Raw genomic sequence first — 21,186 nt, 5'->3', positions numbered from 1 at the left:
GTCGCTGCGAATCCGAGATGGATGCGCAGCGACGGGCTCCTTTTTAAGTTCCTATTTCATGAAATGAAGCTGAAATTCTGTATCTGCATGACCTACCCGTGTACCACCATCATTGTAGATCACACCTGAAAATGCATTACGCAGCTTTTCCAAAGTATTTTTCTGACTGTATCCAATCTGATTTAAAATCCCCTGTACAATAAGTCCCCACTCTTCTTCTGATCCATCCAGAATCTTGAAGGCAATGCCCAGTCGCTCGCGGCGCAACCCGAAGCAATATACGCCTTTAAATCCACCCTTAGCAATAATATTTTCATCTTCCAAAAGGATTGAATCAAGGCGTCCAGACCCAGAAACCATCTCCGGATGAGCATTCATGGCCGCAGTGATTGTGGTGACCGCTCTGCGAGTTGCCTCGTCAGCAATTAAATCAGGATTGGCTAATTTCAAATACGCAGTCGCCAAGGCTGTCAAAGGCATGGCAAATACCGGCAGACCGCATCCATCCGTACCTAGACCAATACTGTCTGGTGCTACACCAGCCATATAAGCAATCGTATCTATAATCTCACGCTGAACCGTTTGCTCCGGCTGAGAGTATTCTTCAAGTGGTAGTCCTTTGAGCTTACTATACGATAAAATCCCCATGTGCTTGCCTGCACAGTTATGATAGAACTTTCTTTTGCCCGCGCCGCGAATGGCATTCTCTCTACTCGTATAATCCAGTGGATAGCTAGTGGCACATATCATTTGTTGCTCATCGATCCCAATCTTGGAGGAAATACTCTCTAGCGCAGCAACATGGTAGCTCTCTCCTCGGTGAGAAGCAGTCATTAGGGCAACCTCAGCGGGTGTAAAACCATAATGCTCCACGATTCCTCCACGAATGCCTGGGATAGCCTGAAGTGGCTTGGCCGCAGAACGGGTAAAGGATACAAACTCAGGATCACCTGCATAGCCCTTTACGTTGCCGTTTTCTCCTACGATAGCAATATGTCCGCTATGGACACATTCCAGCAAATCTGACCGATATTCTCGTACTAATACTGTTTCCATGGTAACTCTCCTCTTTTCTCTTTGCTGCTCTATAACTCACAAGGATTTATTAGGATTCTACATTTAATAAATGCTAGAAAATAACCCCGTGCTCCGGGGATTTTTTATACATCACAAACTCCCTTAAGTGTTAGTTCCATGAGGAATTCTACTCCTATTTTCATCATTCTTCAATCCTCTCCGCACCAAGAAGATTTTAGAAACCACACAAAAACAATTCCATCAGCAATAAATCCTGAATGACAGGAACATAAATGAAGCTTTTAAATTAAAAAACCACTCCCGCTTCAGATTCTTGCTCTTCTGAAAAGGAAGTGGTTTTTATGGAATTCAGTTCTGCTGTATAGTGGGAGCGCAAATCGAATTAACCCTTACTTGCACCCGCGGTCAGACCGTCCACCAGGAAACGCTGAAGGAAAATGAACAGTAGCGTGACCGGGAGAGCAACCAGCACCGCTCCGGCGGCGAACAATGTGAATTCGGTCGAATTGCTTTGATTCACCATCCGGAAAAGCCCGACAGCGAGTGTTCTCGTCTCTTCCGTACGCAATACAAGGTCCGCGAATATGAAATCCACGAAGCAGCCATTAAATATCATAAGACTGGCATAGGTAAGCATCGGTTTTGACAGCGGGATCATTATAGAGAGGAAAACTTTCATGTGGCTCGCCCCGTCCATCCGCGCAGCATCTTCCAGACTTTTAGGAATAGTATCAAAAAAACCTTTAGCCACAAACACATTGGTGATAATGGCGCCACTGCTGTATACAAGCACAAGTGCCCAATGGGAATTCAGTAGCCCAAGCGTGTTCAGCAGCACGTAAACTGCAATCATAGCCATGAATCCCGGAAACATTTGCAGAACTAGAAGCGCGGTCAGTGTCGTTTTTCTACCCGTGAACCGATAGCGAGAGATGGCATACGAAGTCAACAGCAGCAGAAAAGTGCCAAGTAGCGTAGACAGCGCTGCAACCTTTAGTGTATTCATGAACCAAATCAAATATTTAGTTTGCTCAAACAGTTCCTTGTAATGAATGAACGTGATATTTTTAGGAATCAACGAGTCGCTGAACAAACTGTTTCCCGTCTTGAATGAAGACATAATAATCCAAAACGCTGGAAAAAGACTAATAAAACTGAGCACAATCAGTAGCAAATGGCTTCCAATCGTTTTAAACACTTCTGTCAGTTTTGGCTTCATGCAATCATATCCTCCTCTTTGTAGGATCGCGTTCGGCGGTAGCTCCAGATGGAGAAGGTCGCGACCAGCAGGAAGATGACAATCCCGATTACGGAAGCAAAGCTGTATTGCGATTGGTTAAGCGCCAGTTTGTAGAGCCAAGTCACCAGCAGATCGGTATGGCCCGCGTACTGGTAATCCGGATTAACCGGTTCTCCGTTGGTCATCAGGTAAATGACGTTAAAGCTATTAATGTTACCGGCAAACTGCATGATCAGGATTGGAGCAGTCGCGAACAGTACCATAGGCAGTGTAACCATGCGGAATTTGTAGAATGCCCCAGCACCGTCCACTTCAGCAGCTTCGTACATATCCCTTGGAATCGTTGTCAGTACCCCAAAGGCCAGAATCATGGTAACCGGAATTCCGATCCACATATTAGCCAGAATTACGGTGACCTTTGCCCAGAAAGGATTAGTCAGCCAGGCCACCCCCTCCAATCCCAAAGCTCTTACATAACTATTGATCGGTCCGAACTGATTATTGAACATATTACGCATGACGAGCAGAGAAATCATATTAGGAATAGCAAAGGGAACGATCAGCAGTGTACGCCAAAGCTTTTTCCACCGAACACGGGGCTGGTGAATAAGTACAGCGATGAGCACACCTCCAATGTAAGTCGTCGCAGTAGCAATAATCGCCCAGATCAGTGTCCAAGTCAGCACTCCGCCGAAGGTTGAACTCCATACATCCAAACTTAGCATTTTATTAAAATTACCGAACCCCACCCATTCTACTAGATGCGCAGGCGGTAAAATCGGGTCGGCATAGTTCGTAAACGCCAGTAGCACCGAAAAAACAAGCGGCAATATCGTCAGAAAAACCACTGCCACAAAAGGAATCGCTAGTACAAGATAGGCGAAGTTTCTACGCCCCATATGTCTGAGCGATTCACCGAATGAATGAATGGGCTCATTCCGGTCCCGCGCAGCTCCAACTAGAAAGGCATCCCTGATATTCAGTAAATGAAAAGCTGTATAAAACAGCAGCGCCAGCAATGACATCAGACCATTGATCATCATAAAAATGGAGTGATCGCCCTCCACCATCCGGGTTAATTTACCTACCTTGACCATACGGCTTGGAAATTCACCAAGTGTGATCAATCCCCGCAAATAACCCATTAGATCATGAGCAATAAAATAGATTCCAGCAGACCCCACCAGCAGGAATACTAATCCTTTCAGCCACTGTCGATTGAAGAACTGGCCCAGTCCCGGAATAATAGCCGAGAGTAGCGCTGCACCTGTTTTTTTGTGCATAGCTCAAGTCACCTGTCCTTTACTTCGAATCCAGATCGGCCTGAATCGTTGATACAGTCTTATCGAGCGTCTGCTTAACATCAAGACCCGGGTCGTTCCACAGGGATACAAAAGCTGCCTTTAGCGGTTCCCAGACGGATTTGATTTCCGATAGAGAAGGCATCGGCACGGAGTGTTGGAACTGCTCGAAGAATCCACTTATAATCGGATCATCTTTGATTACCGGCGCTTCTCCGGCTTCAATGCTCGCAGGAATCGCACCCGTCATTTCAAAGTTCTTTAGCTGATTCTCCTTGCTGCTTGCAAAATGTGCGAACAAGCGGCTAGCGACCGGATATACCGTATAGGAATTGACATAATACGATTTAACACCGGAAAAAGAAATGCTGTCTTGACCATCAGGTCCCTTAGGAAGAGGCGCCACTCCAAGGTTAACATGATCCTTGAACATCGCTATGGACCAAGGCCCGTCGATGTTCATCGCCAGCTTGCCTTCCTGAAACAATTGAGTTTTAACGTCATAGGTGATATCTCCTGCATTCAATGGGAGAATTCCTTTTAAGCTCTGAAGAAAGGTAAATCCTTTGACGGTGCCTTCATTATTCAAGCCGATATCTTTGACATTCGTATTGTTGTCACCGTAAATGTATCCGCCGAAGCTGCCAATGAATGGATAGCTGTAATACCCGACGAATTCCCACATGATCGCAAATTTGTTCTCTTTCGGCTTATTGTACGTATTGGCAAAAGCGATCACATCATCCCAAGTTTTTGGAGCTTCGGATATCAGATCCTTGTTGTAGAACAGCGCATAGGTCTCCACCGATTTAGGATAGCCGTACAGGATACCGTCATAAGTCGATGCCTGAATAGCTGTCTCCACCATAGTTGATTTCGTTTCTTCCTCAAACACATCATTTGGCAAAAGCAATCCCGCTTTGACAGCCTGACCAATCTGATCATGCGGGAGAGTCAACACATCGGCGGCTAGTTTGGACGGGCCATCTGTCGCCAACCTTGTTCCCTGATCGCCGCCCGCCATTTCCTCAACCTTGACAGGAACGCCGTATTCTTTTTCGAATTCAGCGGCTAACTGCTTCATGTACTCAACCTGCTCCTTGGCTTCCCAGACCGTTAATTCGGCCCCAGCTTCCGGTTTCAGCTCCTCTTCGGCGGGATTTGTCTCATTTGTAGTTCCCCCCGGCTCGTTCACTGTGGAATTCGGGCTTGAATTCGGCTGAGCCGTAGAGTTCCCATTGCCTGAACCGCAAGCCGTAACCGTCAATGCCAACAGCAGACTTAGGGTCAAACTAAATGATACCGCTTGCATTTTAGATCGTTTACTCTTCTTCATTTGCTCATCTCCCCTTTATTCATAAGTGATCAGACCTAACACGCATAGAAAAAGAGCATGCAAAAAAGGTACAACCTCATTTGCACAAAGTGCCGAGGTTGTACCTTTTAGGTAACAGTGCCTTTAATTTGTTTGCGTATTAAGAAAAATCAAGTTCGTTCGCCCTCATTCTATAATACCCATAATTTGGATTGCAATCAGAGTATAGATCTAAATGGGGTGATTTAATAGCACTTTTCTTGTTTTTCCTTATATTTTCTCCTTTTTTTAACTACATACTAAATATTCCATATTGTGAATTCATGTGAAATAATCTCTTGCTTTAATCTTGAGGGGTATGATAAGATTCAGACAAAATTTAAAGGCAATGAAACCGCCAAGGGTTCAACCTCTGATTATCATGAGGTTGGCCCTTTTTTGCGTTTACAGGCCACGAAGGGATGGAAATTGATTATGATTCAACAAGAAGCCGTTTATCATCGCATGGGGCAGAATTGGTCATATGCCTACGATGAGTCTACACTGCATATTCGCATAAGAACTAAACGGGATAACGTGTCAAAGATTGATCTTTTTTGCGGAGATAAATACAGTTGGGACAAAACCCATGAGGTGATTCCCATGCAGCACATGGCTTCTGATAGCTTATTCGATTATTGGCAGGCTGCGGTCCGTCCTGTTTATCGCAGACTCACTTACTATTTTGCACTTTATAACAAAGATGAGGTCCTTTATTATTTGGAAAAAGGCTTCTTCCCAGAGCCTCCAGTCATAATATATGAGGGCTTATTCGACTTTCCTTTCTTGAACCGTGAAGATGTACACTCCCCTCCAGCATGGGTAAAGGATGCAGTATTTTATCAAATTTTTCCGGAGCGTTTCGCAAATGGCGATCCTACTAACGATCCGGCAGATGTGCTAGATTGGGGCGGTACGCCGAGTCCCCGGAATTTCTTCGGAGGAGACTTGCAAGGTGTACTAGACCATTTGGATTATCTCTGTGAATTGGGCATTACCGCCATCTATTTCAATCCTCTGTTTGAGGCAACCACCAATCATAAATATGATATAAAGGATTATTTCTTGGTGGACCCTCATTTTGGAACCAACGCTTTGCTAAAAGAACTTGTCGACGCCTGTCATTCCAAAGGGATCCGCGTCATTCTAGACGGTGTCTTTAATCATTGCGGCCATACCTTTCCGCCATTTGTTGATCTGCTCACCAACGGGCGCTCTTCCCGTTATGCCGATTGGTTTCATGTGCGTGAGTGGCCACCACAAGTCATCGACGGAATTCCCACCTATGACACATTTGCATTCGAGCCTATCATGCCAAAATTCAACACTGAGAATCCTGAAGTCAGAGATTATCTGTTGAACGTTGGTCGTTATTGGATTGAGGAAATCGGTGTAGACGGTTGGCGGCTTGATGTCGCGAATGAAGTCTCTCATACGTTCTGGCGACAATTCCGTAATACGATCAAAAGCATTAATCCAGAAGCCTATCTTGTAGGCGAAATTATGCATGACTCCTTGCCGTGGCTACTTGGCGATCAATTTGATGCCGTTATGAATTACCCACTAACCAATATTCAGATTAATTTCTTCGCTCACGGACAAATTAATGCTTCACAATTCTCTCTATCGATTGCTACTATGCTAGCGAATTACCCGCAGCAAATTACAGAGGCCAATTTTAATCTATTAGACAGCCATGACACAACTCGTTTCCTGACCCTTTGCGGTGGTGACATCCGGAGATTAAAACTGGCTGTTTTGTTCCAAATGACCTTTCAGGGAACACCATGTATTTACTATGGCGATGAAATCGGTATGGAAGGTGAATATGACCCAGATAATCGTAAATGTATGGAGTGGGACATCCAGAAACAGAACAGGGAACTGTTTGAATACTATCGCTGGACGATCGGTCTTCGTAAGTCGCATACTGCGTTCCGTAGTAGCGGCTTTAAATCGCTGGAGATCCCGGACCACCCAAGACTGCTTGTATATGAACGGTGGGACGAACATAACCGCTTCTTAATCGTGCTAAACAATGAAGAGGTGCTAGTCGACGCCACCATTCCTGTACCCGGGATGGATGCTATATGGGTAAACCTAGAGACGCAGAAGCGAACAGAAAAATTCACATCATTACTACATCTGAATCTGCCCGAATTCGGCTATGCGGTATTCCAAGCTGTTAATAAATAGTCCATAACAAGAGCCCCTCGCCATCTACGCCTTGCTCATCAATTGTTTCAGCCTATACGCCAAAGTTTAAATACGAAGTAAGATAACTTATAAGGAGTGATTGGTGATGAGTAACGTAGAACATAAAGTAGAGCATGAAGTAGAAAACGGAAGCAACTTTTTCAAAGGCATCTTTATTGGTAGCTTAATAGGTGCTGCAGCAGCCCTATTATTTGCACCAAAGCCTGGTCGTGAAATGCGCAGTGATCTGTCCGATAAACTTACGCTTGCTACTGACAAAACAAAAGAAGTTGCTGGTGTCGTAACTGACAAGACCAAAGCCATTGCCACAACTGTAGGTGAAAAAGCAACCGATCTGGCTAGTACGGTTTCAGTCAAAGCCTCTGATATCTACACTACTGTCAGTGACAGCAAGCAGCAAATTGCCGCTACCCTTCAAGACGCAGGCAGCAAAATTGGTGACACTATAAGTGAAGCCTCAAATAATGTAGCCTCTGATGTTAAAGACGCTTCTAAAGAAGTGGCTGACGAAGCCAAAGCATCCTCTAAAGAAGTCGCCGATGAGGCTAAAGATGCGAAAGAGGATGTTAAATCCTCCTATAAATCCAGTTACTAATCTGCGGCATAATACAGCTATCATTTCATCCGACAACAGCCAGCTGTCCGCAGCTGGCTGTTGTTTAGTTATACCCTATATAAAGTTTCATCTGATTGAATAGATCCTTAATGAATGCCCGATCGGGCTACAGAAAGCAGGGGTGCTCCATGGGAGAATCAAATAGCCAAACAAAAGCATATGAAATTGATGAACATCCTTTCGAATTACGTCATGAGGTCAAACGCTTAAACAATCGTCTGGACAAGATTGCTGATTCACTAGAAAAATCAGAATTTAAGGACATCCTTGATAACTACTCAGATCCAAAAAAAAGAATTATCACAAACTTGATGGCCGGTATATCCCGAGGTCTCGGCCTATCTCTCGGAACGTTCGTAGTCCTTGGTGTTCTGGGCTACATTCTTAGCCTATTTCTTGATGTTCCCGTGATCGGTGAGTACCTTGGCGAGATCAAAAAATACATCGATGCGAACAGCTAACAACTGGGCTATCTATCGCCCATCTATCACCGCTCCCCCTTACCCCGCTTGTCCGTCTAATCCTTCAGGGTTAGCGGGACAAGCGGGGTAAGGGCGTTATGGAACACAAATAAAGGACATGCTATTCTCCAGGCACGGAGAGAGGCATGTCCTTATCGTCGAACAGTAGAATTCAAATCCAGGTAATGTATATTACACATAAAGGAGCTCAATAGGATGAGTTGGCCATAATCTGCTTTAACTTCTCAGTGGCCCGCTTCTGTATCCGTGAAACACTCATCTGTGAAACCCCCAGCTTCTGAGCAATTGCCCGCTGGGATTGACCATCTTGGAAGGCTAGCAGCAACACTTGCTGCTCTTGCTCCTTCAATTGTCCTAGTGCTTGCTGCAGATCCATTCGTTTCTCTACAGTCTCGTAATCGTTCGCATCAGAGCTGATAAGCTCCCCTAGCGTAGCTCCAGTCTCCTCTTGAGAAAGCGGTGAATCTAGAGATACGTAATGGTAACATTCTCTGCCTGCCAGTACTTCTACAGTTTCTTCAACAGACAGATCAAGATAATGAGCGATCTCATCGACCGCAGGAGAACGCTCAAGCTTCACTGTAAGTTCATCAATCGCGTGTTGAACAAGCGCTCCTTTTTCTTTAATCCGTCTAGGAACCTGTATGTACCAAGATTTATCACGCAAATAATTCTTCATATGTCCAATCATGCTTTTCATCGCATAGGGCTCAAAAGGGATTCCGAGACTGATATCATATTGCTGCAGTAACCGGATGAGCGCCATTTGCCCGACCTGATATAAATCCTCATACAAGTCGGGGCGATTACGGGAAATTTTCCCAGCAGCCATTTTCACCATAGGCTCATATTTCTGTATCAGCAACGTCGCCTGATCGTTATCCTTGGTCTGCTGATACTCCCAAATTTGGGTGACTGCTTCATTCATGGACTCGGGGGGAGTCACTTTGTCACTCATACTTTCTCCTCGCTAAAATTAAGGTGCTTCTTCAAAGTTACCACCGTCCCTTTTCCGGCTTCACTTACGACACTAACGTCATCCATCAACGCTTGCATTAAGTAGAACCCTAACCCGCCAACCTGAACGTCACTTAACTCCTTATCGTGCAGTGTCATACGTTCATTAGACTTGTCCAAGCCGTCAAAGCTCTCCCCTTCGTCTTTGACTGTAATGGATAAGGAGCTTTCTTCTACCTCAAAAATAACATCTACTACTCCGTCTTTTTGGCCATAAGCATATAATACTGAATTGTTACACGCCTCTGACACTGCCACTTTCATGTCTTCTATATCCTCATAGGTGAAACCCATTTTCGAGGCAATGCCGTATAAATTCAACCTAACAATATCCACATACTCTGCGCTAGCAGGCAACTGAAGAATTACTTTTTGCACATCATCACTCATTCTTTGTTCTATCCTTTCCTAGTGGGAATTCTCTTGGGAGGCAAAAAACTTGGAAATACCAGTCATGTCAAACAGCTTCTGAATTTGTGGAGGAACATCCTCAACCATAAACTTAACGTCCATTCCTTGTCTTGATTTCAGGATCGAAAGTAGAATACCAATCCCTGTGCTATCGATGTATTTTAATTCTTTTAGATTAATAACTAAATCTAGTTTGGTATCTCCCACAAGTGGCTCCATAACCAGGCGGAAATCGGAAGCAACTGATAAATCAAGTTCACCACTCAGGAAAACGGTGCATACATTCCCTTTGGTTTCTGTCTTAGCATGGAACTTGTTACTTTTATGCGTATTCATTAGACGATCTCTCCTGAACAAATATTTTCTATATTAATAACCTTAATGATATACCTTTGAATCAGATAACGTTAAAAAAACAGATTGGTAAATACTAGATTACGCTTGGAAAATAGATATATCAGGTTCTACTAATACATTGTCGTTGCTAGAATATCGAGAAATAATTTGTTTTATACTACTCATCTTCAGCGGTTTGCTGATGTAATCATCCATTCCAGAGGCCTTACAGCGATTCTGAATCCCTTCCATGACGTTCGCCGTCATTGCAATGATAATGGTCTTCTCGGCAGCAGGACCACCCTCTCGACGAATTTGAGCGGTCGCCTCTAAGCCATCCATCACTGGCATTTGAAGGTCCATAAAGATAAAATCATAAGGATGTTTAATCGCCATCTCCACAGCCTGTTGACCATCTTCAGCCATATCGGCCGCATAGCCCAGCTTATCCAGCATGCTGACCATTAGACGCTGATTAATCGGATGGTCATCCACAACAAGGATTCTACTTCTCCCCTCTTGATTGGGAACAGGATGCGTGGATTCCTCTTCTTGATATCCACCTATCAAATCTTCTCCTGGCATGGATGCCTGAATCGTAAAGATAAAAGTAGCTCCTTTTTGCTCCATCGATTCTACCCGAATTTCTCCGCCCATCATTCCGACAAGAGATTTACATATAGCTAGTCCCAGACCTGTTCCCCCATATTTCCGTGTCATGGAAGAATCAAGCTGCGAAAAGGGCTCAAATAATCGGTCACATTTCTCCGGAGAAATACCAATCCCCGTATCCATAATTGTGAATTCTACTTCCATCTTATGATCCGCAACACTCTTAATCGAGGCGACTAGATAGACCCCACCTTGATTTGTGAATTTAACTGCGTTAGCGATCAGATTAATTAGAACTTGGCGTAAACGAGCCATATCCCCATATAAAAGCCGAGGCAATTTCTGATCAATAAAATAAGCGAGCTCCAGGTTCTTCTTTCCCGCTTCTATCGAGAAGAGGCTGAACACCTCTTGAATACAATTTCGAAGTTCAAATAAGTGCTCTTCAACTTCCATTTTTCCGGATTCCATTTTAGTAAAATCAAGAATGTCGTTAATTACCGTAATCAACGTGTCCGCACTTTTCCGAATGATCTCCGAATATTCCTTTTGCTCAGAAGTAAGATCCGTCTCCATTAACAGATCGATCATGCCAACTACGCCGTTCATAGGTGTACGAATTTCATGACTCATCATGGCTAGAAATTCTGACTTTGCTTTGGAGGCAATCTCCGCCTCTTCTTTTGCCTTGATAAGCTCACTATTAATGATTTCCAGTTCTTTCGTCTTTTGCTGCAGCAGCATGGTTTGAGTCTGATGCTTCTTGCTCGTGATGTACATTTCGACAAAGCCTTGTATCTTAGAGTTCAAAATTTGCGGAATGAAAGGCTTGACCATATAATCAATAGCCCCTGCCGAATAGCCCGCGAATAAATGCTCCGCTTCTTTGCTATTGGCAGAGATAAAAATAATCGGAATTTCCTTCGTTTTCTCTCTGGCCTTGATCAATTTGGCAGTTTCAATTCCATCCATACCCGGCATCTGTACATCCAGTACAATGACAGCAAAATCATACCTTAACAAACAGCGCAACGCTTCTTCACCGGAGGTAGCTTTAATTAGCTCGTAATGCTGGCTCTCAAGCACTGCCTCCAGCGCCAGCAAATTTTCAGGACGGTCGTCTACTAGTAGTATATGAATTGGTTCTTGAAACCCCATAGGACCACCCTCCTACATGCGTTATTTTATGTTACGGTATATTTTCTCCACTCTGTCTAAAGATTCATAGCAATCGCTATATTTCGTAAAGTGAATGGACTCCTTAGAGCCCAGAACAAGGATTCCAAAGCGACTTAGACTTTCATGAAACAACCCGTGAACATGATCACGAAGCTCATCATTGAAATAGATCATTACATTCCGGCAGAGAATAACATTAAATTCATTAAATGAAGTGTCAGTAGCTAAATTATGCTCAGCAAAAATAATATTTTTGCGTAAATAAGGTTGTAAAATAACTGAGTTATACTTCGCAGTATAGTATTCGGAAAATGCCCGAGTACCTCCTGCCTCCAAATAATTCTTTGTGTATTGCTTCATTCTGCTAATATCATAAACGCCTTCCTTAGCCTGCTGTAAAGAACGCTCATTCATATCTGTGGCATAAATTCGAGCCTTATCATAAAGCCCTTCTTCATGAAGCAGGATGGCCATAGAATAAACTTCTTCCCCAGTGGAACATCCGGCATGCCAGATACGAATATAGGGATAAGTTCTTAACAAAGGAACTACCTTCTGGCGAAAAGTTAGAAATAATCCCGGATCCCTGAACATTTCAGTCACAGGAATAGAGAGACTGTAGACAAATCGTTCAAAACAAGCCCGATCATGCAGAACCTTCTCTTGCAGCGCGGATATGGTGAGTACATTCTCCGCATGAACATGATGCCAGATGCGTCGTTTTAATGAAGGCAACGCATAATTCCGGAAATCATAGCCATATAAACGGTGTACCCCATCAAGAAGCAGCTCAATCTCAATTTGCTCCAGTTCGTCACTTCCCGCCAGAACGGGTTGCTCCTCATATCCGTGTTCTATTGCTTTCATTGTTATCCCGACTCCCTTATCAACACGCCGTACTTTTGAAGAATGGCTTTTTGTTAGTTCTTTTAAAGTATTACCCCAATATTAAGGTTACGAATACAGCCAGACTCGCATTAAAGATAGAAGTTGACCTGTTGCAATTGGCTTCTTCATATAGTCAGAGGCTCCAGCTTCAATGCATTTGGCACGATCCTCTTTCATAGCTTTGGCGGTCAGCGCAATAATAGGCAGTTTCTGATACTGTGGCATCTCGCGAATCCGGCGCATAGCCTCATATCCGTCCATTTCTGGCATCATCATATCCATTAGTACAAGATCAAAATCTTCTTGCTCTACCAGCATTTCCAGCGCTTCGCGTCCATTCTCCGCAAACTTCACTTCCATATGATACTCTTCGAGTACGCTGGAGAGCGCAAAGACATTGCGAATATCATCATCGACGAGCAATATTTTCTTTCCTTCGAACAATTCTTCTTTATTATGAAGCTTCTGCAGAATCTTACGTTTATCTTCCGGAAGATTTGCTTCTACCCGGTGCAAGAACAATGTTGTCTCATCCAACAACCGCTCTGGAGAACGTACATCCTTGATAATGATTGATTCCGCATATTTGCGCAGCTGCGTCTCTTCTTTGCCATCCAAATCCTTACCCGTATAAATAATAATAGGCAGATCATTTAATTCCTCATCATCACGAATCTGATCCAGCAGATCGAAGCCTGTCATATCCTCAAGCATCAAATCTAGAACCATACAATCATATCTCTGCTTCCGCAGCTCATTCAGTGCCTCCCCGCCAGTTGAAACTGCGGTTATAGCCACATCGTCATGACCAATCAATTCCATGATCGAACGACGTTGAATCTCATCATCCTCTACAATCAGCAAGTACTTCAACGTACTGGAGGTGTAGTTCTCGATTTGCGAGAAAGCCCGTTCAAGCGCCTCTCTAGAAGAAGGTTTTCTTAAATAAGCCATTGCCCCCATCATAAGCCCCTGCTTCACTTCATCATTTACAGAGATGACATGGACAGGGATATGGCGAGTCTGTGATGCACTCTTTAGTTCTCTAAGGATGGTCCAGCCATCCATAACCGGCAGCTGAATATCAAGAATAATCGCGTCTGGTAAATAAGTCTTCGCCATCTGCAATCCGGTATCCCCTTGGAGGGCTACCAGTCCTTTGAAGTTGCGGCCATGAGCCATATCCAGCAGTATTTTTGCGAAGCTCTCATCATCTTCAATAATAAGCAGAACCTTATCATTTGCAGTTAATTGATCACGATCATCATCGATCACTAATTGTGGGATAGGTGCATGAGCCTGCGTTGGTACAAGGGTTGGAAGTATATCTCCAATATACCCCTCGAAGGTTGCATCTTCTCTAGAAGCAGCAGCTTCTATTACTGCAGGTTGCTGCTTAATATAATTCCCTATAACTGGCAAATACATAGTAAAGGTACTACCTTGGCCCTCACGGGATTCCAGTACAATAGCTCCACCCATTAAACGTGCTAACTCACGGCTAATGGACAAACCTAAGCCTGTCCCCCCAAATTTACGGCTGGTAGTTCCATCCACCTGTTGGAAGGCTTCGAACACAATATCAGTTTTGTCTGCCGGAATACCAATTCCGCTATCCTTTACAGCAATAGCAATATATTCAACTTCACCTGGCAGATCTAGCGGAATAAGATTGTCATCTGCTTGACTAACCGAGAACTCAATAAATCCTTCCATCGTAAATTTAAAGGCATTAGAAAGCAGATTTCTTAACACCTGCTTCAACCGATGACCATCGGCAATGACACTATCTGGCAGTGGCTCGTTAAAGGTAATTTTTAAAGAAAGTCCCTTTTTGAGCGCTTGCGGAGCAAAATTCTGCTTCACAAAGCTCTTCAGCTCCGTTAATTTAATTTCTTCTTGGTTCAGTTCCATTTTGCCAGCATCAACCTTGGATAAGTCCAAAATCTCATCAATCATCTTAAGCAAGTCTGCACCTGACATATAAATCGTATGTGCAAATTCAACCTGTTTCTCTGACAAGTTGCCATCCTTATTCTCCGTAAGTAGCTGCGATAGAATCAAGAGACTGTTGAGCGGAGTTCGCAATTCATGAGACATATTCGCCAAGAACTCTGATTTATATTTACTAGTAACGGATAATTGCTTGGCCTGTTTCTCTAATTGAATTTTTGCATGCTCAATTTCATCTTTCTTCTCTTCAACCTCCTGCACTTGTTCCTCTAAAGCGCGGGTCTTGGCAATAAGTTCCGTATTATAATGCTCCAGTTCTTCCTGCTGACGCTGGAGCAATTCTTCCGAACGTTTAAGCGCATCCGTCTGCTCTTCCAAGTTCTCATTGGAACGGCGCAATTCCTCTTGCTGAGTCTGTAATTCCTCCGACTGACACTGCAGCTCTTCCGTAAGAGCTTGTGAATCACGCAACAATTTTTCCACGATCAAACGACGGCTAATATTATTAAAAATAATACTTAAATTATTAGCGAGTTGTTGCAGCAAATCATTTTTCAAACTGCTAAAAGGTTGGAATGAAGCAAATTCTACTACGCCTAGCAGTTCGTCTTCAAAAATAAGCGGATGGATAGAAATATATCCAGGTTGCGCATCCACGAATCCGGACTTAACGGATGAATAGTCTTCAGGAGCCTTCTCCAGTCTGATCGGGTGCATATCGAGCGCACTTTGTCCTACAAGCCCTTCTCCAATCACAAACCCGTCCTTAGGTTTCTTATCATTATCTACTGCATAATATCCACTGCTTCGTAAAAAATCAGGACGATTGGCATCTTTTAAATATACAGCTCCGAACTGTGCTCCCAGCACAGGGGTAAACTCATTGATGAAGGTCTGTGAGACCTGATCCAAGGAGCTAACACCTCGCAATAGTTCCGTCACCCGAGCAACATTCGCATTCAGCCAGGATTGGTCATTCTGCGCTTGCGCATAGGCCTGTTCCATTTGCTGCTTCTGTTCAAGATCTAAAGCCATCTTTTTAAAGACAAGAGCAACCTCACCAATTTCATCTTTAGTAGTAACCTTTATACGCCGTATAGCCCTCACTTTACCGTTGCCAAAGCTGGTAATCATCATCGAAACGACATTAAGCCCCCGAGTGATGCTTGGGATGATCCATAGAACTACTCCAAGTCCGAGAAGTAAGCCCATAATCATCATTAGAACTACCATCTGAGTCGAACTTTTATAAGCTTCGTTGGCCTTCGTACTCTCTTCATTCATAATAAAAGCATTATAATCAGAGAGACTGTTCAGAGCGTTTAACACGGCATTCTGAATCGCTTGTCCCTCTGTGTTGGAATACGTGCTAGCATTCTGAAAATAACCAGCCGATAGCAGTTTCAATACCTTTTCCTGATAATTTAAATAAGTAGTGTACGCGCCATCTATTTGACTGACCATTTGCATTTCTTCAGCGCTAGTCATCGACGCTTTTATTTTCTCGTAGTGCTCATTGGCTTTAGTGATCTTTTTATCAATCTCATTCTTTTGAGATTCTACCGATGATGCATCTGCACTTAACATGGTCGTGGTTAATATTCGCGCCATATCATTGACTTCTCCACGCATCCCTGAAGAAGACCGCCCCTTCATATATCTATCCTGATACCCTTCCAGTTGGTTATTCATATAATTTAAGCGGTCGTATCCTATCATCGTAAGCGCAAGCATAATCGCTAACATGGCACTGAAGCCAATTAAGAGTTTAGCCTTTATCTTCATTCTCTATCTGTTCCCTTCTTCAGTGAGATCCACACAATACACTTATCATCATCACGCTCTTTAGGAACCTCAACATTGAAAAAAGCAGCTCGAATAGCTTCATCGTTCCACTCATGTTCAACATTTAAATGTTGAATCATAAATTCCAGCTGCTCTTCTTGTTCGCCCTCAACCAGTTCCAATAGACCATCTGTATAAAGAACTAGATGCCCTTCATCTTCATAGGTTAAGCTCTGTGGCTGAATATCAATCCGTTCAAACAAACCTACTGGGTGACAGTTACTTTCCAGCATGACTGGAGTCTTAGCCACTCCTTCAAAAAATAGCGCAGGTGGATGCCCGGCGTTGACGTAGTCAATACGTTTCATACGGGTATCTATCACAAGATAAATGGTCGTAAAGTAGTATTGGATCAGCTTTTTCTCAATATAGAGCTGATTAAACCTTCGATTGAGCTCCTGAATTACCTTTTCCGGCTCTACATACGTAGTTACCGTGTCCTTCAACACAGAAGCAAGAAACATACAAAAAAGAGATGACGATATTCCGTGTCCCATAATGTCCAGCAGGATCACGCCATATCGGCCATCACCAAGGGGGTACCACGCGTATAAATCACCGGCAAGCTCAGAGGATGGCTGATAGATGGCATTGACCTCAAAATTCTCTTCCTGAAGAGGCAAGCTCAACACAGCATTCTGAACAAGTGCGGCCAGTCTCAATTCTTCTTGAATTCGCTGATCTCGTTCCTTATGCCAATCTTTCTCTCGCTTCAACCGCAGCGCGAGCCGAATTCGGGCCATCAGCTCCACTTTGTTAATGGGTTTCGTAACATAATCTACTGCACCTGCATCCAGTGCTTCTGCCAGCTTCTTGGAATCGCCAACAGCTGTAACCATTATTATTGGAATATCCTTTAGGTGTTCGTATTGCTGTACAACACGACATGCCTCGATTCCATCCATTTCCGGCATCATCATATCCAGTAAAATCAGATCGATATCTGACATCCGAGGACGTCCATCTTCACTCACAGAACCGATACCCAACCGTGTAAGCATCTCTTTTGCAGAGGATGCGGTTACGAAATTTCGGTAATCTTCTTTTTTCAGGATTTCACGGATAATGATAACATTAGTCGGATTGTCATCTACGATTAAGATTCTCATCATCTTCACCTCACACGAATAGTATTACGAACGTAAAATTCTGCGACTCATTACCTATATCATACGCTATTTAAATGTGTTATTTCTATTTTTAATATATGTAAATATAGTAATAGGTTCATTTACGCCTTCAGCAAAGTAACCTCCCGAACCACTACATGTAGTGGTTCGGGAGGTTACTCTATGGTAAAGACAGCCTCTGTTTATTAACCAAAATGGTCAAAAGTGAAACATATTAAGAAGAAATACTATCAAATAAATCAATACCTTCAAATTCACCTGCCAAATTTCGATATATTTTGAGCGCATTGTTTCCTCTCATATATACATCACCATCTTCGGCAATAAAATACGGTTTACCCAAGGTCGATTGCACATTATCCTTCACGGGATCAATTCCCACCCCATTTACATGTAGCCCAAACTGCTGTGCTTGAGAAGGTGAGACATGCACATACAGTACAAACCCCTCACCAACACCCACTGTTACATCTGCGTATTGGTACTCCTCTGTCCCTTGCAATGGATCATTTGTTACCGCCAGCGGATTGCCCTTGGCCAGAAGCAATTCTTCCTTCGTAGCATATAAAGCAACACCTTGCAGTGAATCAAACTGATTTATAGCAGGGCTCGTTTCTGAGGAATGTTCGAATGTAAGAACTGTCTTAGGCTGATCACTAAAAGTCGAGATAGGCGTCAACTGTGGAGACGCATCAAAGTATGGGGAAAGTAGACTAAACAAGAGTATGATAATGTTCATGTTGTTATCCCACCTTTCTTATCTGCAGCCGCCATTTACAGAGGACTTGCTGCCTTAACTTTAATGACGGAATTTTTTCCAAAGAGTTGCAGCTACATCTACACTTTTTAACACAGTAGCTATTTTCCCCGGTGCTTTCTCGTTATTAACAGCATCATAAGAGTTTACCGTACGTTCCTCAGCTGGAGTCAGCGGAGCTTCTTTTATGGATACCCCCTTACGCTTCTCCCTCAGTTCATGTGATTTACGATATCTCTCAATCACAGTTACTGAAACTTGCTTAACGGTTAAGGTTAACTCATTCATAACTTCTCCCAAATTCTTCACAGAATCTATGACAGGATCAATCTTCTGAATTTTATTCTGTACATCAGCGGTAATTTCATTTGCATGTCTGACTGTAGTCTTCACTTCATAAGTCAGTTCATCCATCGTCTTCTGCACTTCCACCAAGGTCTGGCTTACTTTGTCGAGAGATTGCTTCGCTGACTGCAAAGTCTTAATTAGAAAGAAAACAAGTATTGCGAATGCGATAGCAACGAGAGCTACACTAAGTTCAATGATCATATTCATAACCCCTTCCAAATCTCATAAATAGTGGCTAATCAGCCTTGTATACTGCATAGTTACCCCTACTACCATATGCCGAAACAATCTGTCGAGCGTTGTCAAAATTCCCTGCTCCCCTTTGTTTCAGAATCAAAGTCCCCGTTTATACAATGACTACAAATCAAAAAAAGGATAGGTGATATGTAATGTTAAAATGGTCCGCAATTCTGCTAGTTGTAGCTGTAATCGCTGGTATCTTTGGTTTCTTCAATCTTGTAGCAGCCGCTGCTGGTCTTGCAAAGATACTATTCTTCGTATTCTTGGTTCTGTTTGTTGTTTCCCTCTTCACGGGACGCAGAGGTAGATCGATGTAGCCTCCTCCCATATGTATCCATATATCTTATTCATCATGCAGAAAGTATAGGTCATTCCCACACAGATGTCACTTGAGAAAATAAGAAAAAATTTTGAAGTTAGATCATAATGAGGAGGAACTTAACATGAAAAAATTCGCCAGCATTACAGTTGCCTTGGGACTTATGGCTTCAATAGCAGCTACAGCATCAGCCTCAGAGGTAACAGGGACAACTACAGATTCTACGACCGCAACTGGAAGCACTTACACAACATCATTTGAAACGATCATTACCCCATCGGATATTACTCCAGCCACACCACAAATTGTTCTAACCGAAAAAACAGCTTTCCACTTTTCAGTTGGCAGTATGATTCCCGCAGGCTGGCTTAGCGCTCAAACGCTTGATACCACAGGTGAAGTGATTACGGATACTTGGGGCAATGAATGGAGAGAAATCTACACTTGGCTAGGAAAAGCGTGGGTAAAGGTTCCTGTTGCTGCCAATGTAATTATGTAATTAGTACAGAAAAGATGATAACAAGCATAAACGCTTCGGCGTCCCTATAAGGACGGCAAGTGTTTAAGCGAGAAATATAAGGATAATTTATAGAACGGAACATATAAATTCTTATATTTACAAAAAGCTACCCCCTCAGTAGATCATTCTACTGAGGGGGTAGCTTTTGCGCTTACGCCGCCTTTGTTCACCCGTCACAAACATGCGATGCTGCCGCTTCTGTATACCTATATAATTATCGGATGACCGATCCCCCGAAGAGGAAACGATTCGTCCAAGAAGCGCTTAATTTATCTACTTTCACCCCGCCTGAGGCTACGGAATACGTATGGAGAACTTGTCCATCTCCTAGATACATAGCAACATGCGATATTCTTGCCTTAGATTTGTCGATCCCTTCATACGCTGAAGCGGAGTTCCCTTTATAATCCATAAAGAACATTAGATCGCCGCGTTTCAAACCGGAAGTAGACGTAACTACCGTACTATTCGATTTCACCCAATCTCCCTGTTGACGGGAATCAGCAGGCAGTTTCAAATTCACAGCATCCATGAAAATTTGCCGGATAAAATCAGAACAATCGAAGGTGCTTGTATCATATCTGCTGGAACCAAACTCATAAGGTGTACCCAGATAGCCCATACCTGCTGAGATTACGCTCTCGATTTGGGCAGAAGCCCCAGGTGTAGAAATAGGTGGTACTGGTGCTGGCGGCGTTGGTGTCGGCGTTACCGTCCCAGTCCCCCCATTATTAGCGAACGAAGTATATTGATCACTTGAACTTATATATCCAATGCTACCATCAGAGGTTTGAATTTGATACCAGGAGCTGTTCGGCTGTGCCAGAAGCTGTACTTGTTCCCCCTTCTTCAGAAGTCTCAGTACTTTTCCGCTTGTAGAAGGCGCAGTTCGAAGATTCACTCCGTACTTTATGGTTCCCGTTTGTGCTGATGGTGCTGTTGGTGTACCTACTGAAGATGAATTTACGCTGATATACTTATCATCTGTACTTGTATAGCCTACGGATCCATCCGCTGCTTTCACCTGATACCAATAGCTATTCGGTTGTGCCACAATCTGCACTTGATCTCCTTTTTGCAAATACTTCACTACTTCTCCACTTGTAGAAGGTGTACTGCGAAGGCGAACACTTGCCTCGATGACCGCTGTTTGACCGGCTGCTGCTGCCATAACTGAATTTGATGGACTTGAGGCTGCTGCTGCATTTCCAGGAGCAGATACTCCTAAACCTGCAACAATTGCAGCTGAAACCAATAAGGATGCTGTTAATTGCTTATGTGATTTAATCATACGTTCCCCCAATACCATGATGAGATTTCAACAAAGGTGTGAACTACATTCCTTTATGCCCTCATTATAGGCTTGCCCGGGATTTGGAACAT

Annotated in this window: 19 protein-coding genes; 5 read left to right on the top strand and 14 right to left on the bottom strand. The window is 43.4% G+C overall.

What is annotated here, in order from left to right; translation table 11 throughout:
• Positions 1-51: 51 nt before the first annotated feature.
• The 4 genes from MKX60_RS07940 to MKX60_RS07925 all read right to left on the bottom strand — a co-directional run bounded on the left by MKX60_RS07940 (position 52) and on the right by MKX60_RS07925 (position 4,915).
• A complete protein-coding gene (locus MKX60_RS07940) occupies positions 52-1,056 on the bottom strand; it encodes an asparaginase (RefSeq protein ID WP_341059488.1) in 1,005 nt (334 codons plus the stop codon).
• Between the two features lie 364 nt (positions 1,057-1,420).
• Positions 1,421-2,257: a sugar ABC transporter permease gene (locus MKX60_RS07935; RefSeq protein WP_341059487.1), complete on the bottom strand. Its 837-nt coding sequence runs from the start codon at positions 2,255-2,257 to the stop codon at positions 1,421-1,423.
• Positions 2,254-3,561, bottom strand: a complete 1,308-nt coding sequence (locus MKX60_RS07930; protein ID WP_042191843.1) for a sugar ABC transporter permease — start codon at positions 3,559-3,561, stop codon at positions 2,254-2,256. Before MKX60_RS07930 ends, MKX60_RS07935 begins: the two co-directional genes overlap by 4 nt.
• Positions 3,562-3,580: 19 nt before the next feature.
• Positions 3,581-4,915: a sugar ABC transporter substrate-binding protein gene (locus MKX60_RS07925; protein ID WP_341059486.1), complete on the bottom strand. Its 1,335-nt coding sequence runs from the start codon at positions 4,913-4,915 to the stop codon at positions 3,581-3,583.
• 453 nt (positions 4,916-5,368) lie between these two features.
• On the opposite strand from MKX60_RS07925, the gene MKX60_RS07920 reads away from it, so the two are divergent.
• The 3 genes from MKX60_RS07920 to MKX60_RS07910 all read left to right on the top strand — a co-directional run bounded on the left by MKX60_RS07920 (position 5,369) and on the right by MKX60_RS07910 (position 8,227).
• Positions 5,369-7,129 carry a glycoside hydrolase family 13 protein gene (locus MKX60_RS07920; protein ID WP_341059485.1) on the top strand — a complete coding sequence of 587 codons (1,761 nt, stop codon included), beginning with the start codon at positions 5,369-5,371 and terminating at the stop codon, positions 7,127-7,129.
• Positions 7,130-7,235: 106 nt separating this feature from the next.
• Entirely contained in the window at positions 7,236-7,745 is a 510-nt protein-coding gene (locus MKX60_RS07915) for a YtxH domain-containing protein (protein WP_076300659.1), read from the top strand.
• A gap of 149 nt (positions 7,746-7,894) precedes the next feature.
• Complete coding sequence (locus MKX60_RS07910; protein WP_042191847.1) at positions 7,895-8,227, top strand: DUF5665 domain-containing protein; 333 nt, start codon at positions 7,895-7,897, stop codon at positions 8,225-8,227.
• A gap of 208 nt (positions 8,228-8,435) precedes the next feature.
• On the opposite strand, the gene MKX60_RS07905 is transcribed toward MKX60_RS07910, so the two are convergent.
• From MKX60_RS07905 to MKX60_RS07865, 9 genes are all read right to left on the bottom strand, one after another.
• Entirely contained in the window at positions 8,436-9,206 is a 771-nt protein-coding gene (locus MKX60_RS07905) for a sigma-70 family RNA polymerase sigma factor (protein WP_042131042.1), read from the bottom strand.
• Positions 9,203-9,655: an anti-sigma B factor RsbW gene (rsbW, locus tag MKX60_RS07900; protein WP_042191848.1), complete on the bottom strand. Its 453-nt coding sequence runs from the start codon at positions 9,653-9,655 to the stop codon at positions 9,203-9,205. The genes MKX60_RS07905 and rsbW overlap by 4 nt, the downstream gene beginning before the upstream one ends.
• 18 nt (positions 9,656-9,673) lie before the next feature.
• Entirely contained in the window at positions 9,674-10,012 is a 339-nt protein-coding gene (locus MKX60_RS07895) for an STAS domain-containing protein (RefSeq protein ID WP_042131044.1), read from the bottom strand.
• Between the two features lie 99 nt (positions 10,013-10,111).
• On the bottom strand, positions 10,112-11,782 hold the full coding sequence (locus tag MKX60_RS07890; protein WP_341059484.1) for a response regulator: 1,671 nt from the start codon (positions 11,780-11,782) through the stop codon (positions 10,112-10,114).
• 21 nt (positions 11,783-11,803) lie between these two features.
• Positions 11,804-12,670, bottom strand: coding sequence for a CheR family methyltransferase (locus tag MKX60_RS07885; RefSeq protein WP_042191852.1), 867 nt, complete (start codon positions 12,668-12,670; stop codon positions 11,804-11,806).
• Between the two features lie 87 nt (positions 12,671-12,757).
• Positions 12,758-16,429: a response regulator gene (locus MKX60_RS07880; protein ID WP_341059482.1), complete on the bottom strand. Its 3,672-nt coding sequence runs from the start codon at positions 16,427-16,429 to the stop codon at positions 12,758-12,760.
• Complete coding sequence (locus MKX60_RS07875; RefSeq protein ID WP_341060281.1) at positions 16,426-17,598, bottom strand: fused response regulator/phosphatase; 1,173 nt, start codon at positions 17,596-17,598, stop codon at positions 16,426-16,428. Before MKX60_RS07875 ends, MKX60_RS07880 begins: the two co-directional genes overlap by 4 nt.
• Before the next feature lie 235 nt (positions 17,599-17,833).
• Positions 17,834-18,358, bottom strand: a complete 525-nt coding sequence (locus MKX60_RS07870; RefSeq protein WP_076285481.1) for a hypothetical protein — start codon at positions 18,356-18,358, stop codon at positions 17,834-17,836.
• 60 nt (positions 18,359-18,418) lie between these two features.
• On the bottom strand, positions 18,419-18,925 hold the full coding sequence (locus tag MKX60_RS07865; RefSeq protein ID WP_076285482.1) for a DUF948 domain-containing protein: 507 nt from the start codon (positions 18,923-18,925) through the stop codon (positions 18,419-18,421).
• 188 nt (positions 18,926-19,113) lie between these two features.
• On the opposite strand from MKX60_RS07865, the gene MKX60_RS07860 reads away from it, so the two are divergent.
• Positions 19,114-19,281 (top strand): DUF1328 family protein, encoded by a 168-nt coding sequence (locus tag MKX60_RS07860; RefSeq protein WP_042131050.1) that lies wholly within the window; start codon positions 19,114-19,116, stop codon positions 19,279-19,281.
• A gap of 126 nt (positions 19,282-19,407) precedes the next feature.
• The gene (locus MKX60_RS07855; RefSeq protein WP_341059480.1) at positions 19,408-19,782 is read left to right on the top strand and encodes a hypothetical protein; all 375 of its coding nucleotides are present in this window, start codon (positions 19,408-19,410) and stop codon (positions 19,780-19,782) included.
• A gap of 235 nt (positions 19,783-20,017) precedes the next feature.
• Here the strand turns inward: MKX60_RS07855 and MKX60_RS07850 are convergent, their stop codons facing one another.
• A complete protein-coding gene (locus MKX60_RS07850; RefSeq protein WP_076285484.1) occupies positions 20,018-21,094 on the bottom strand; it encodes a C40 family peptidase in 1,077 nt (358 codons plus the stop codon).
• Positions 21,095-21,186 lie beyond the last annotated feature (92 nt).

The organism is Paenibacillus sp. FSL R5-0914, from assembly GCF_038004525.1.
In the GTDB taxonomy this organism is placed as follows: Bacteria; Bacillota; Bacilli; order Paenibacillales; family Paenibacillaceae; genus Paenibacillus_AQ.
The sequence above is the reverse complement of the archived record's forward strand: the minus strand, read 5'-3'. Positions and strand labels throughout refer to the sequence as shown.